The following is a 13,665-nucleotide window of genomic DNA, read 5'->3' as shown; positions in this document are numbered from 1 at the left end:
GACCCGCCGGGAGCGATACCGGTGTTAGGCCGGGTCGCTGGTGAAGGACACGCAGGCGGTCCCGTCGCACGTGGAACCGCAGCCGTCACTGGTGGTGCGCAGCAGGCCGGGCAGCGGCTGCGTGGCTTCCTCCACCACCTGGAGGTCGAGCGTGAAGTCATCGAAGGCGTTGGGGGCCAGGGGGTTCACCATGGGGTTACTCCTTGTCGTTGAGGTTGTGTGATGCGGCCTGGCCCTCGTCGGGCCAGGAGATGACGACCGACCCGTGCTGTTTGGGCAGGACTCGTCCTTCAGGAAGGTCCTTCGGGTCGGTAGTGGCCGGGTAGAAGCTGATGCGCTCGGGGCCGTTGCGGTGGCTGCGGCCCCAGGCGGCGATCGCCGCGTTCATGGACTCCGCGACCTCACGGGCGCGGGGGCCGAAGGCATGGACTCCGAACTCGAAACGGGCCTCGCCCTCTGCTCCGGTCTTTCGTACGGCCAGGTAGGCGAAGCTGTCCCGATCCACCGCGGCCGGGCAGGCCATCCTGTTCTGCGGGGAGACCACTCCGGTGTCCAGGGCGCGGTCCACGCTCAGGAGGCAGAACCCGTCCAGAGCTGTGGCGAGCCACATCTGGAGCGTGTCGAACTGCTCCGAGGCGGTGATCTGCACCCCTGACCACACCTCGATGCGCTTGGTGTCCAGCACGCCATTGAGCTGGTCGGGGTCGGCAGGCTCTCCGTCGTCGAACCGCAGGCCGATTTCCTGTCCCCGCAGCAGGAGCAGCCGCTCGGTGTGAGCGCCGGCGCCCTGCATCTTGACGAAGCCGCAGATCTTCGCGGAGGTACTGACCAGGTGGGCGCCCTGGCGGACGAAGGTGACCGAGCGGGTCATACCGCTCATGCGCAGCGGAACCGTCAGCGTTCCGTCCGGGGTGAGCTGGTCGATCCACGCGGGAGGGATGTCCCAGGCGCCGACCGTGACGACGATCCGCTGGTAGGGGGCGTGCTGGGGACAGCCGTCCTCACCGTCGGCCAGGACGACGGTGACGTCGTTGTACCCGGCGTCCTTCAGGCAGGCGCGGGCGCGGTCGGTGACCTCGGGGTCGATGTCGAGCGTGGTGACCTCACCGTCTTGTCCCACCAGTTCACTCATCAGGGCGGCGTTGTAGCCACCCGATCCGATCTCCAGTGCCCGCATCCCCTTATCCAGCTGGGCCTGTTCGAGCATGGTCGCCTGGATCTGCGGGGCCGACACTGAGCTGATGGTGGTGCCGTGCTCGTCGCGTTTGGTGACCACCACGCCCTTCTTATAGGCCTCCTCCAGGGTCACCTCCGGAGCGAATCGCTCACGTGGGACCGTGAGGAAGGCCCGCTCGACCGGGCCTGTGCGGATCAGTCCGTCCGCCTTGAGCTCCTCCGTGAGCTGCGTGCGGAGTTCAGTGGCCCGGCTGGTGTCAACGATCGGTTCGGTCACGAGATCTCTTCTCTCCATACGGGTAGATATCAGCGGCAGGCGTTCCGGGGCTGCCCGGTCTCACGTGTGGCAACGGCACGACCATCGCGATGCCATCACTGTGTGTGGTGGAAAGGCGAGGGTTTCCAGAGGTGTCGGAGAAGCAGCCCTCACGGACGAGCTGTCCCACCACCATCCAGGCTGATCTGCCTCATCCTGAGCAGTGGTGATCGTGCCGAGCATGAATCGATCTCCCCTGGTGCGTGGCGTTTTCCCGTGAATCGCATGCCGGATGCCTGTTCCGACACGGTTGCTCTTTCGCTGGCTCACTCGGTGTCAGCAGTCTTCCGAGAAGCAGGCCGGTCCTCCTATGCGCATGTGCATAATTTTCACGTTCGATTCATGCGTGGTGTTCGATTTAGGCGTCCTGAGCTGGAATTATCCTCGCGAATAAGTTTCTTCCTTTGGGTTGACCGACGGGTTGGGGACGTACAGTGACCATGTGGTTGAATCACCGCCATCCTTGACAGCCAAGACGGCACTGCGCATCGTGAGCGAGACCAAGGCCGAGTTCGGTTGGTCGAGTCGCGGAGCACGGATTCTCGGACCCGTGGGAGAGAACGCCTCCGTCTACCTCCCCAAGCAGGGGTTGGTCGTGCGCATCTGCGCGCACGACCAAATGCAGCGGGCGGCCCGGGAACTATCGCTCGCCCGTTGGCTGCGCAAACGCGACCTACCTGCCACACAGGTGAGCGAAGAGTTTTCCATCCCGCTGCTGCATCAGGGGTGGGTCATCACCGCATGGCGCTACATCCCCGGCATCGAACCCGGGACTCCACAGAGCATCGGCGCACTTCTACGCCAACTTCACCGTCTGGAAGCTCCCTCGGACTTCCCTCTGCCCGTGCTGGACCCGTTCGAGGGGATCACCGGCTACATCGAGCAATCCGCGCTAGCACGTCGTGACCGAGACTTTCTCAACGCCCGCTTGGATGAACTCCAAGAGGCTTACACCCGCCTGCGGTTCGTCCTCCCCCTCGGGCCGGTGCACGGAGACGCGCACCGCAAGAACATCGCGCGCGACCACAACGGCGATCCGGTGATGCTGGACCTGGAGCGCTTCAGCTTCGGTCCACGCGAATGGGACCTGGTTGTGGCCGCCGTCTACGAACGCGTCGGGTGGTACACATCCGCTGAGTATGAGAAGTTCGCCCGCGCCTACGGGTGGGACGTGCGCACCTGGTCGGGATTTCAGGTCCTGGCCGCGGCTAGAGAGTTGCGCATGACCGCTTGGCTGTGTGCCCGAACCGGCCGTGAACCTCGACTCCTTACCGAGGCCCGCAGGCGCATCGCCTCACTGCGCCGACCGGAAGCCCCGAAGCACTGGCGGCCGGGCACCTGAACTCAACCTCGGAGTAGCGCGGAATTGGTCAACGCCGCACTCAGCTCCTGGACGGGGCGGGAGTTCCCGTAAGGTTCCAGGCGTTTCTGAAAGCGTGCGATGTAGGTACGTACGCGGGCCGAGCGCAAACGACCGGCGGCGGCGATGGTCTGCTCAGCCAGATCACAGGCGGCTTCTAGGTCTTGGAGTTCGTTGGTCAGGTGGGCACCGGCCTGTACGAGCCCTGCGAAGGTACGGCTTCGTCGGAAGCTCGCGGGTGCCAGCTTGATGGAGAGCTGGGCGTGTTCGATAGCCGTTTTCCCCCGGCCGAGGTCGTGGAAGCAGTGAGCGAACTCGTCCGCCACCTCCGAGCCGTCGAAGTATCCCATCCAGGCGAGCTCCTGCTCCGGGTCAGCCTTGGCGAAGGCCGCTTCCATCTCGGCCAGAGCACGCGTACACGCCCGTTCTTCCCCGAGAGAGGCCAGGCCTCGAGCTTCCATCGCTGCGAGCATCGCTTGGACTTTTGGTGTCGCCACGGATCCGGTTCCGGCCTTGGCCGTGCGAGCCAGATCAACTGCGGTTTGGAAGTCTCCGAGGAAGTTGGCTTGGTGGCTGAGCAGTGCGAGTGCTTTCGCTCCGAAGAGCCGGTCCGCCCCAAAGTGAGCCAAGTTCAGTGCTTGGAGGAAGTAGCGGCGTCCCAGGTGGTGCAGGCCGGCGTCGTAGGCCATGGCGCCGGTCTTCGCGGCGAAGCGAGCGCTGGCGCTGAAGAGTGCGCGGCCGATGTTGGGGGAGTAGCTCCCCTTCAGCAAGGGGGCCACCTCGCTGCTCAGGTATTGAACGGCCGCTATGCGTGCGTGTCCACCACCGAACTCGTGGTCCAGGTGCTCGAACAGGTCACATGCCCGGTTGATGGCGTGCACGTCGTCTTCGGTGACTTTGATCCGGGCTCCGGAGTGTGATTCAACGAGCGCCGGGGGTGCCACCAACCACCGGAGCAGAGGTGTACTCAGGTGTTCGGGCGGTATCGCGAGTGATTGATCCTGAAGGCTTTCGCCCAGGTCTGATTCCCACAGACGACCGGATTGTCGCACCACAACCGGAACCGACTCGATGAACAGGTCTCCGGGTTCAACACTCAAGGAAGGTCCGGAAGTCTTTTGTTCAGCGGGTTCATCAGTAGCAGCCGATGATGTCAAGGGAGCGCCGAGCCCTTGGAGAGCCTCGTAAGCTCGGCGCCGGTCGGTGAGTCCCTTACCCGCCTCAGCGCGGGTGATGGTGCTCTGCACCACCCCGCACATCCGCGCCAGAGCCTCCTGAGACAGGTGCTTCACCCTACGCCGCAGGAACTGAATCACCCTCTGCGCATCACGCTCACGCACCGCGGCCACCATCACGGGCTCCCGCCACACCCACGACGGGATACACGCACACGCGTTCCGTGATCCATCACGAGCGCGCCCGCAGTTACCGCAACGCATCGAGGGCTTCCTCCGTCACCTGGGGGTAGGGGTGCAACCGAGATACCCCTACCGTAACCACCACAACGCCCACCGTTGAGGGCTTTTAGTGGAACCATCATCCGGTTGATGAGGTGTTCGGGCTCGTCAACCTGGATGAATCGAACAGCGCGCATGAATTCGAACGCCAAGCCATGCGCACACGCATAGGTTCACCGGCACGCTCGGTTCGAGACTGCTGTCCATGTCGACCACAACCCCCGTACCACCACGGCTGTTGAATACCACCACGCCTGATCCCGAGCATTGCGATGAGCTCCAGCTGTCCTTGGATGAGTTGGTCCAGGACACCGGCACCTCCTATGGAGTGGTGTTCGGTACCCATGGCCTGCACCTGCTCCGCTCCGGTGGCCTGGGCCAGGTCGGTGCCGAGAGTGTCACCGCGGTGATGACCAACGTGCTGCTGCTCTCTCGCGGCATGGGTCGACTCACCGATCGCGGCGAAGCAGAAACGATCGTGGTGCGCTACCGCTCCGGAGCGCTCGTCCTGGCACCGTTGTCGCACGCCTTCGGGCTGGGGCTGTTCTCCGACCACGTCGGAGATCTGCAACAGATCGCCTACGGCATCACCCGCTTCTGCTCACGCACAGCTCACCTGCTCCCCCAGGACCTGGTTTCGGTGCCGGCGGTTGCACAGCCTTTGACGGAGGGAGCACGGTGAACACTCTGCTACCCGCACCCCTCTTGATCCGTCCCTCGACCGGGGTTCTCATGCATTCGGTGTTCGAGGCCAATCCGGATGTGTCCGCCTCCTACTCTCCGGATCTTCCGGAGGTGTTCTGGCATGCGCTTGGGGTGTGCCGGGAGTCCCAGCGCGCGATAACGGTCGCCGAGGTGGCCGCTCGCACCGGCCACTCTGCAGCCGTGACCGGAGTGGTGCTCTCGGAGTTGGCGGAGCTGGACCTGGTGCGATCGTTGTGTGCTCCGGCACGGGCCGAGCGGCTGCGTACCTGGGCCGCGCTCGAGCAGCAGGTGCCGGTCGCGGTCGCAGTGGTCAAGTTGCTCATCGTCGGCACCCAACACCAGCAGACCCACCACGCGCTGGCCACCCTGGCCCAGGAAGGTCCTTGGCATTTGCAGAACGATCCCTGTGTCGAGGTCGCCACCAGGCGCATCGCTCCGGATCTGGACATGTTGGCCTTGGGGGTCAGCGGCCTGGGTGGCGGAAGCTCGGTGTGGAGCGATGCCTGCCGGGAAGCATTCGGCGCCGTGGTCATCACCGGCTCCTCCCCCAAGGAGTTGACCAGTACCCGGGAGAGTCTGTCGACACTACGGGCCGCCGGTGTGCCCGTCGTGGTGTTGATCCACCACGACGCCGAAGGCGAGGTCGACACCGACATGGTGCGCGCCTGCATGGGGCTGCCCGACCACACCCCCGTGGTGATCGGTGACGTGTACGAACGTGGTGTGTGCGAAGCGTTGATGGATCTGTGCTCGACGCTGATGAACGGAGGCCGCCGATGACCACACCACCCCGTGCGGTGATATTCGGGTCGGGCCACTCCGCTCTGACCCTGGCCACCGGCTTACTGGAAGACGACTGGCGCGTGGACGTGTTCACCCGCCACCCCACTGCGGAAATTCTCGGCAATCCGGCGGGGCTGACCCAACTGACCTTGCCCTCGGTGCACGCCACCGAGCTGGCGTTGGGTCTGGGGTTGTGGCAGCACACCGCCCCACCCGCGAACGAGGTACGGATGCGTATGGTTCCTCCTCAAGGGGAGGAGTTCGACTTCACCGCACCGTTGCCGGGCCCGGCGGTGGCCATCGATCACCGACTCAAGAGCGCCTACTGGCTCCAACACGTAGCCGAGCGCGGCGGGCGGGTCCACGAGCGCGCCTGTACTTCCGCAGATGTGTCCGGGTTCGCCTCCACACGGTTGCACGACTTGGTGGTCGTTGCCCCTGGTAGTGACAGCGACTTGCGGCACTTGTTCGCCCCGGATCCGGATCGGTCGGGTGGGGCGACCGACCGGGTGGTGGTCCAGGTCCATCTGGCCGTGCCCGAAGAGCGGCTCCCGCAACGTGTGGAGGTCCTCTCCTGCCCTTGGGGGGAGGTCATGGTCTATCCCGTGCTCACGGTCGATGCCCTCTCCCCCTTCCAGGTGCGTTCTCTTTCGGCTATCGACGCACCGCCGATGCACGTCACCCCGTATTCAGCGGTGTGTGTTCAGGTCATGGCGCGCCCTGGAACCCCGTTGGACCCCACCCCGACGGCAGCTTCCCCAGAAGAGGGGGGCGAGACAGGAGCGGGTCTGCCGCGCCGGCATGGCGCTCACGCCCGGAGTGCCTGGGCTCATGTACTCGCCCAGCTCGCCCGACTGGCCCCGGACTTGGCTCAGGAGTGCTCTGAGGGGGTGGTGATCGCGGGGTCGGAGTTGGTGCGTGAGGTGCATCCGCAGGTGCGTCGACCCGTCACCACTATCCAAGGGGCCCCGGTGGTGGGGATCGGGGACGCCACGATGACCGTGGAGCACGCCTCCGGGCAAGGTGCCGGGGCTTCGACCTGGGTGGCCACCACGCTGCGCGACCAGCTCCGCCAACACGGCCGAGCGCCGTTCCACGCCGACTTCCTGACCGGGGCGTGGGAGGCCTACTGGGCCCGACACGGCCAGTACACCTCGGCCTTCGGTGGGTTCGTCACCGCCTACTGGAGTGGGGCGCTTCCCGACCACGTGCTCCAGGGCTTCACCGAGACCGTGTCCACCACTGAGGGTGCGGCTGCGTGGTCGGCCGGGTTGGACGATCCCGCGCGGATGAACCACCTGCTCACCCTCTGAACCCCCGCCCACACCCACTTCCTCCTTGTCCTTCATCGAGCCGGAAGGCGTTGCTTCGCCATGCCTGAGAACACCCCCCACACCCGAACGGGTTCGGTGCCCAACCCCCGCCTGTACAGCCCCCGGAACCTGCGCCGCTACCGGCGCCTGGTGGTGGGCCTGTCCCACAAACTGGCGTGGAAGGTCGACAACGACCACATCCTGGACCTGTACGCCGCACTGATGGCCCCCACCCACCTGGAGGTGGGGCCGGCCGACGCCCATTTTCTTCTCCGCTCCCCCGCCCCGGCCGGACCTTCTGGGGAACCGGTATCCGCGGCGTTGCGGCAAATCCACCTGATGGACCTCAACGAAGGTCCTCTGGACTACTGCGCCCCCCGGTTGGCCGAGCACGGGCTGGTCATCCCGCACCGGCACGACGTCCTCACCGCTCCCTGGCCCTTGGGGGATGCCTCGGTCGGGTCGGTGGGGATGTTCCACGTCCTGCACTGTGTCCCCGGCGCCTCGTTGCGACACAAGCAGACCGCCTTCACCGAGGCCGCCCGCGTGCTCGGCCAAGGTGGGGCGTTCATCGGCTCCACCCTTCTGGGGGTCGAGGACCCGCACACCCACAACAACCGCCTGGCGCGCGGGCTCCAGCAGGCCTACAACCGGCCTGGACGCAACATCTTCCACAACAACGGCGACCTGCTGGTCGACCTGCGGGCGATGTTGGATCTGCACTTCGCCAGCGTGGAGTTGACCGTGATGGGCGCGGCCGGTGTGTGGGTGGCCAAGGAGCCGCGACGATGACCACCACGAACACGAAAACTCGACCGGATAAGCCGAGTGGGACGGTGGCGATCATCGGCATGGGCTGCCGTCTACCCGGCGGTATCGACTCCCCCGACCTACTGTGGAAGGCCCTGACTGAGGGACGCGACTGTGTATCCCGCCTCCCTCAGGAGCGGTGGGAGCGGATGGTCGCCCACCTGCGCCCCGACCAGATCCCTGAGCATCCGTTTTCCGCGGGGGTGGTGGGGCACGTCTTCGACCACGCCTTTTTCGGGATCAGCACGGATGAGGCCGCCGAGATGGACCCCCAACAGGGATGGTTGCTGGAAGTCGCCTACGAGGCGTTGGCCGATGCCACGCTCGTGCCCGCATCGTTGGCCGGTTCCCGTAGTGGTGTGTACGTGGGGGCAGCCTCCATCGATCAAGCCGCCACCAATTTCGGAGCGAGGAATCGGGCGGGGGTGTTCACCGCCTCGGGTGCGGGGATGGCGATCCTGGCCAACCGGATCTCCCACCGCCTGGATCTGGACGGGCCTTCGCTGACCATGGACACCGCTTGTTCGTCCTCGCTGAGTGCCCTGCACTGCGCGGTGCGCGACCTGCGCGCGGGCGAGGTCGACCTTGCGCTGGTGGCCGGGACGAACGTGCTCACCAATCCGGTGATCACCGCCTCCTTCGTCGAGAGCGGTGTGCTGTCCCCTGAGGGGCGGTGTAAGCCCTTCGACCAGAGGGCGGATGGGTATGTGCGCTCCGAAGGCGCGGTCGTTCTGGTCCTGACCCGCGCCGGACTCGCGGCCGAACGCGGTCACCGGGTGTGGGCGCACGTGGCCGGAACCGGGATCGGACACGGTGGCGCTTCACCGCACCTGTTGGCTCCGCGCAGGGGGCGTCAAGCCGCGACGCTCCGGCGTGCTCTGGCCGATGCCGGCCTGACTCCCGATCAGGTGGGGTGGGTTCAGGCGCACGGAACCGGGACCAAGGCCGGGGACCGCGTCGAAGCCGCCGGTATCGCCGAGGTGTTCGGCCACAAGGGTCCCGTGGTGGTGGGGTCGGTCAAGAGTGCGCTCGGTCATATGGAGGGGGCGGCCGGGGTCACCGGGGTGATGGCCGCCGCGCTCGCCGTCCACCACGGGCAGATCCCTCCCACCGCAGGCCACCGGAACCTGCGCAAGGGATTGGAAGAACAGGTCCGGGTACCGGCCCAGGTGGAGCCCTGGCCCAACGACGGTCTGGTGCGGGTGGCGGGGGTGTCCTCGTTCGGGTTCGGTGGGTCCAACGCCCACGCCCTCATTGCCCAAGCCCCGGTGACGGAGCCGCCGATGGGTGAGGATCCGATGCCGTTGTCGGAGACCGTCGTGGTTTCGGCTCACTCCTCCACCGCACTGTCCGTGACTGCGGCGCACCTGGCGGTTGACGTCCCGGGGGCGGGGTCGGTGGGGGTGGTGGCCGATACTCTCCTGGCACGCGGTGCTCATGGCCGTGTCCGAGCCGCCATCACCGCAGCCGACTTGGGGACGTTGGTGCAAGGGTTGCGCAACCTCCAAGATCGCGCATCGGATCCGCACGTCATCGGCCCGCGCACCGTGTCCACCATGCGCCCGAGGGTGGTGTTCGTCTACTCCGGGCACGGAGGCCACCACCCGGACGCCGGTTCGGAGTTGATGCGGCTGCCGGTCTTCGCCACGGCGGTGGAGGAGGCGCGGGCCGCCCTGTCCCAGCACACTGGCTACCCGGTGTGGTGGCCGGGCGATGACTTGGACGGGTTCGTCGATGCCCAGCATTGCACCTTCCTGATCCAGCTCGGGCTCACCGCGGTGTTGGCCGAGCGAGGCATCGTCCCCGACCTGGTGTTGGGGCACTCGGTCGGGGAGATCGCCGCCGTCCACACCGCCAGGGCCCTGGACCTGAACGCGGCGGCCCGGGTGTTGGCCGAACGCAGTCACCTGCTCGGCAAGTTGGATGAGACCGGTGGCATGCTGGTCATCCGCGCCGATATCGACCAGGTTCAGGCGGCCCTGGGCCTGTACGGCGGTCGAATCACCGTCGCCTCCTACAGCGCACCCGCGGTGCAGGTGGTGGCCGGCCCCTCCTCATATCTCGACCACCTTCACGCTCGATTGGAAGACCAGGGGGTGTGGTGCACACCGGTCGCAGATGTGATCCCGGCGCACTCCCCCGCTGTCGACCCCGTGGTGCCCGCGCTCCGTAAAGCCTTGGCCGGGCTCGTCAGCGGCCCTGCCCGAGTATCGATCATCTCCACCGCCCACCCCGACCACCCCAGCGACACTTCGGGCCGGTGGGGTGCCGGGTACTGGGCCGAGCAGGCTCGATGCCCGGTCAGATTCACCGAAGCACTGGCCGCAGCCGCAGAACTCGACCAGGATCGGCCAGTGGTGTTCGTGGAGATCGGTCCCCGTGCCCTGCTGAGTGAACACATCCACCACACCCTCCCCGACGCCACCACCGTGGCCATCACCAGTGATCCGGTCGGGTTCGCCCGAGGACTCGGAGAGCTGTACACCGCCGGTCTCACCCCCACCAGGCCGACCGGACGCGCCCACCCACACCTGGTGGTTCGACCAGGTTGGGACCACACCGAGTACCCGTCCCCTTCGGAACAACCCGATGTGGTGATCGCTCCCGCCCCTGACCAGGTTCTGGCGCACCTGGCCGAAGAACTCGGGCGCCTGACCCCGTTGCCCGAAGGGTTCGACCCGCACAGCACCTGGGCCGAGACCGGGTTGGACAGCCAGAGCCTGCTCCATCTCCTCACTCGTCTGCGTCGAGTACCGCCGTGGGCACAGGTCGACATCCGGCTGTTCCTGCCGGACCGTACCTGGCAGCAGGTGGCCACCACCTTGGTCGAACTCCTGCCCCGGCCACACGGACCCTCCCAGGAAGAGGCGCCGTCCTTCCTCCCCTGAACCGGAGGGCAGCTCGCCTCACCGTGGTCTCGCCCCGTGCAAGGGGCCGGGGCGAGACCACACTCACCTGGTACCGGTTCCCGCCGAGTACACCGTTCAAGGCCTGGCTCTGGCCCGCCTGACCGACCCTGCGACAAGGACCTCCTGAAGAGATGTCTTCTGAAACCCACCGGCTTCAGCAACGCACACGTTTGATGGTCGACGCCCGCACCTATCTTTCCCCCACCGATACGCAAACGCTGACCGGTCACACCCGACACACGCTCAGGCTCCGGGTCGATGAAGGCTCCCTGGTCGCCCACCGTGTGGGAACCCGAACGTTCTCCTACCGGACCGACTCGGTCATCACCTACTGCCAACGCCGCCACCCCGAGTTCACGCTCTTCGACCGGTTGGACAGCGCCGAAGGGGAGCTGATCACCGAACAGGAGCTGACCAAGGAGCTCGACCACGCGCCGGCCGGGACGTGGTGGACCCTGGCCCGTCGCGATCACTGCCCACCGGACTGGCCGACCTGGCAGGCCTGGTACCAGGGCGAGACCGAGCGAGCCGAACAAGTCCTGGCCGAGCAACAATCCCGGTGGGAGCAGGAGAACGCCCGGCTTCGCGCCCGCGGCGTACTCCGGTGCACCCTCTGGGTACCGGCTCAACCCCTATCCGGGTACGGACGGTACTGCCTGGCCCGGTACCGGCACGTGGTCGCCGCTGGCGGGTGGGTGCGGGTATTGCCCGCGTGGAAGTGCACCCACCTGGAACACCGGCGCAGGCTTCCCGACCTGGAAGTGGTGCCGGGCGTGGTCTACGTTCGCCGCCACACCCACCTGGGGTCACGTTCCGGGGCGCTGCGCATCCAGGATCTGGACCTGTCCGGGGCCCTGCATGAGTTCCTGCTCTGGGCCGGCGACCGGCACGCGCTGTCTTTGGGAGACTTCGCCCGTTGGCGGCACCCGTTCCAGGGGGCGGCTTGACCAACAACGTGCAGGGGTCGTCCGGAGTGGTCGTGCAGATGCGCGATATGCACGGCGGTGACCTCCACATCCACAACGCTCCCGCGCCCCGCCCCGTGGTTCCGCGTCAGCTCCCGGCGCCGAGGTTGTTCTTGGACCGCGACCAGGCGCGTGCTTGGCTCGACCGGGCTTGGAGAGCCCGTCACGGGCCCATGCGGGTCGCCGTACAGGGCCCCTCCGGGATCGGGAAAACAGCGCTGGTCACCGCGTGGGGACATGAGCACCGGCACCGGTGGCCCGATGGAGCCCTGTACACGAGCCTGTCCACCACCGACCCCGACACCGCCCTGCGGGGATGGCTGCTCGCTTTGGGCCATACCTACCTCCCCGATGATTCCGGCGGGCTCGGAGCCCTGTGGCGCACCGCTACCGCCCACCGGCGTCTGCTCGTGGTGGTCGAACAGGCCACCGCCGAGGCCGTCCACGCTCTGTTCCCGGCCGGGTCACAGTGCGCTGGGATCGCCACTGCCCACCACGGACTGGAGGAACTCGTGGCTACCGGCGGGCGCATCGCGCACCTGGCGGGCCTGCCGGACCAGGCCGTGGGCGACCTCATCAACCACCTGATCGACCGCCCAGTCCCCGTGCAGGTGCTCGACAACGCTGTCGCCTCCGCCAACGGATCGCCGTTGGCCGCGACCCTCACCGCCGCCGCTCTGGCCAGCAACCTGTACACCCCGCTGGCCGAAACCGAACAGGAGCACCTGGTGCCCGACCGCATCACCATGATCCTCACCAACCTGCCCGAGCAGACCGCGACCGTTGCCGTCCTCATCGCCGCTTCCCCCGGCTCGTTCGTCACCGCCGAGTCGACCGCCGCCCTCATGGAAGCCCCACGTGAGCAGGCCCAGCACACCTTGACCACTCTGGTGGAGGCAGCGTTGTTGGTCGACCTCGGCCGTGGCCGGTACACCGTCCACGACCAGGTACGCCAACCACTGGCGGACAAGCTCACCTGCGACCAACACACGGCCATGGTTGAGGCTCTCGCGGGTTTCTATCGGGTCCGGTTGGCCGCAGTGGACCTGGTCCTGAACGTATGGCGGTGGAGGGCCGACACCGAAGGCGTGGAACTGGCCCGCGCTACTCAAGAGGACAAGGTGTGGTTCTCCACCCGGGATGAGGCGCTGGCGTGGGCCGATGCCGAGCTGGACAACATCATCGCCCTGGCCCGCCTGCTGCACCGGCTCGACCGACCCGAGGTCGCGATGTTCGTGGATCACATCGGCACCTATGTGACGCTGCGCAAACCACCCATCGCCCGTGAACTGTACGAGTGGGGGCTGGAAGTGGCGCGACCCACCGGGGATGGGCGTTTGGTGGGGTTGATGCTGCAGCGGCTCAGCACGAGCCTGCACCCGGACTGGCAGGCCGCCCTCGACCTCAACTTGCAGGCCAAGGACGCCTACGAACAGGCCGCGTTTCCCCAAGGGGTTGCCTCCGCCTACGAATCGATCGGATCGATGCTGGCACGCCTTGGACGTTTGGAGGAGGCCGAGGAAGCACAGACCGTGTCCCTGCGTCTGCACCAGGAGTTGGGCAGGCCCCGCGGGGCCGCGTTCCAGACCCGCAGGTTGGGCGAGATCCACGTCCGACAAGGGCGAACGCAAGAGGCCATGGCGGCTTTCACCGCCTCGCACCGGACCCTGCTCCACCTGGATCCGCCCGACATTTACCAGGCCACCCGCAACACCCAAGGCATGATCGCCCTGCTCCTGAATGAAGAGGCCCCGGCGCTACTTCCCGTGGCCGAGCTGCTGGCATTGGAGGGCCTGGCCTCCACCTTGGTGTCGGGTTCACTACATCAGCGGGCGTCCTTGTACATGGAGCTGGCCACCATCACCCGCATC

General features: G+C 66.7%; 11 protein-coding genes. 8 read left to right on the top strand and 3 right to left on the bottom strand.

From position 1 onward, the window contains the following. Positions 1–24: 24 nt before the first annotated feature. Positions 25–192, bottom strand: a complete 168-nt coding sequence (locus ACWGKS_RS28585; RefSeq protein ID WP_452524758.1) for an FxLD family lanthipeptide — start codon at positions 190–192, stop codon at positions 25–27. A gap of 4 nt (positions 193–196) precedes the next feature. After that, a complete protein-coding gene (fxlM, locus tag ACWGKS_RS28580; protein ID WP_452524756.1) occupies positions 197–1,453 on the bottom strand; it encodes a methyltransferase, FxLD system in 1,257 nt (418 codons plus the stop codon). 502 nt (positions 1,454–1,955) lie between these two features. Between fxlM and ACWGKS_RS28575 the strand changes: the two genes are divergently transcribed. After that, positions 1,956–2,834 carry a phosphotransferase enzyme family protein gene (locus tag ACWGKS_RS28575; protein ID WP_452524754.1) on the top strand — a complete coding sequence of 293 codons (879 nt, stop codon included), beginning with the start codon at positions 1,956–1,958 and terminating at the stop codon, positions 2,832–2,834. A 2-nt stretch (positions 2,835–2,836) separates the two neighbouring features. On the opposite strand, the gene ACWGKS_RS28570 is transcribed toward ACWGKS_RS28575, so the two are convergent. After that, entirely contained in the window at positions 2,837–4,204 is a 1,368-nt protein-coding gene (locus ACWGKS_RS28570) for a helix-turn-helix domain-containing protein (protein WP_452524752.1), read from the bottom strand. A 310-nt stretch (positions 4,205–4,514) separates the two neighbouring features. Between ACWGKS_RS28570 and ACWGKS_RS28565 the strand changes: the two genes are divergently transcribed. From ACWGKS_RS28565 to ACWGKS_RS28535, 7 genes are all read left to right on the top strand, one after another. Next, a complete protein-coding gene (locus ACWGKS_RS28565; RefSeq protein ID WP_452524750.1) occupies positions 4,515–4,991 on the top strand; it encodes a roadblock/LC7 domain-containing protein in 477 nt (158 codons plus the stop codon). Then, the gene (locus ACWGKS_RS28560; RefSeq protein WP_452524748.1) at positions 4,988–5,794 is read left to right on the top strand and encodes a hypothetical protein; all 807 of its coding nucleotides are present in this window, start codon (positions 4,988–4,990) and stop codon (positions 5,792–5,794) included. Before ACWGKS_RS28565 ends, ACWGKS_RS28560 begins: the two co-directional genes overlap by 4 nt. Beyond that, entirely contained in the window at positions 5,791–7,110 is a 1,320-nt protein-coding gene (locus ACWGKS_RS28555) for a hypothetical protein (RefSeq protein ID WP_452524746.1), read from the top strand. The genes ACWGKS_RS28560 and ACWGKS_RS28555 overlap by 4 nt, the downstream gene beginning before the upstream one ends. Before the next feature lie 60 nt (positions 7,111–7,170). Beyond that, entirely contained in the window at positions 7,171–7,902 is a 732-nt protein-coding gene (locus tag ACWGKS_RS28550) for a methyltransferase domain-containing protein (protein ID WP_452524744.1), read from the top strand. Continuing rightward, positions 7,899–10,808: a type I polyketide synthase gene (locus ACWGKS_RS28545; RefSeq protein ID WP_452524742.1), complete on the top strand. Its 2,910-nt coding sequence runs from the start codon at positions 7,899–7,901 to the stop codon at positions 10,806–10,808. Before ACWGKS_RS28550 ends, ACWGKS_RS28545 begins: the two co-directional genes overlap by 4 nt. A gap of 152 nt (positions 10,809–10,960) precedes the next feature. After that, entirely contained in the window at positions 10,961–11,776 is an 816-nt protein-coding gene (locus tag ACWGKS_RS28540) for a DUF6879 family protein (protein ID WP_452524740.1), read from the top strand. Beyond that, the coding region (locus ACWGKS_RS28535) for a hypothetical protein (RefSeq protein ID WP_452524738.1) at positions 11,773–13,665 on the top strand (1,893 nt) is incomplete at its 3' end. The genes ACWGKS_RS28540 and ACWGKS_RS28535, both read left to right, overlap by 4 nt.

The organism is Nocardiopsis sp. NPDC055879 (assembly GCF_053615935.1).
The sequence above is the reverse complement of the archived record's forward strand: the minus strand, read 5'-3'. Positions and strand labels throughout refer to the sequence as shown.

Excerpts from the sequence above, each read along its gene's own strand:
- ACWGKS_RS28545 (WP_452524742.1), top strand. The coding sequence starts at position 7,899 with ATGACCACCACGAACACGAAAACTCGACCGGATAAGCCGAGTGGGACG.
- ACWGKS_RS28550 (WP_452524744.1), top strand. The coding sequence starts at position 7,171 with ATGCCTGAGAACACCCCCCACACCCGAACGGGTTCGGTGCCCAACCCC.
- ACWGKS_RS28565 (WP_452524750.1), top strand. The coding sequence starts at position 4,515 with ATGTCGACCACAACCCCCGTACCACCACGGCTGTTGAATACCACCACG.
- ACWGKS_RS28555 (WP_452524746.1), top strand. The coding sequence starts at position 5,791 with ATGACCACACCACCCCGTGCGGTGATATTCGGGTCGGGCCACTCCGCT.
- ACWGKS_RS28585 (WP_452524758.1), bottom strand. The coding sequence starts at position 192 with ATGGTGAACCCCCTGGCCCCCAACGCCTTCGATGACTTCACGCTCGAC.
- ACWGKS_RS28540 (WP_452524740.1), top strand. The coding sequence starts at position 10,961 with ATGTCTTCTGAAACCCACCGGCTTCAGCAACGCACACGTTTGATGGTC.
- ACWGKS_RS28570 (WP_452524752.1), bottom strand. The coding sequence starts at position 4,204 with ATGGTGGCCGCGGTGCGTGAGCGTGATGCGCAGAGGGTGATTCAGTTC.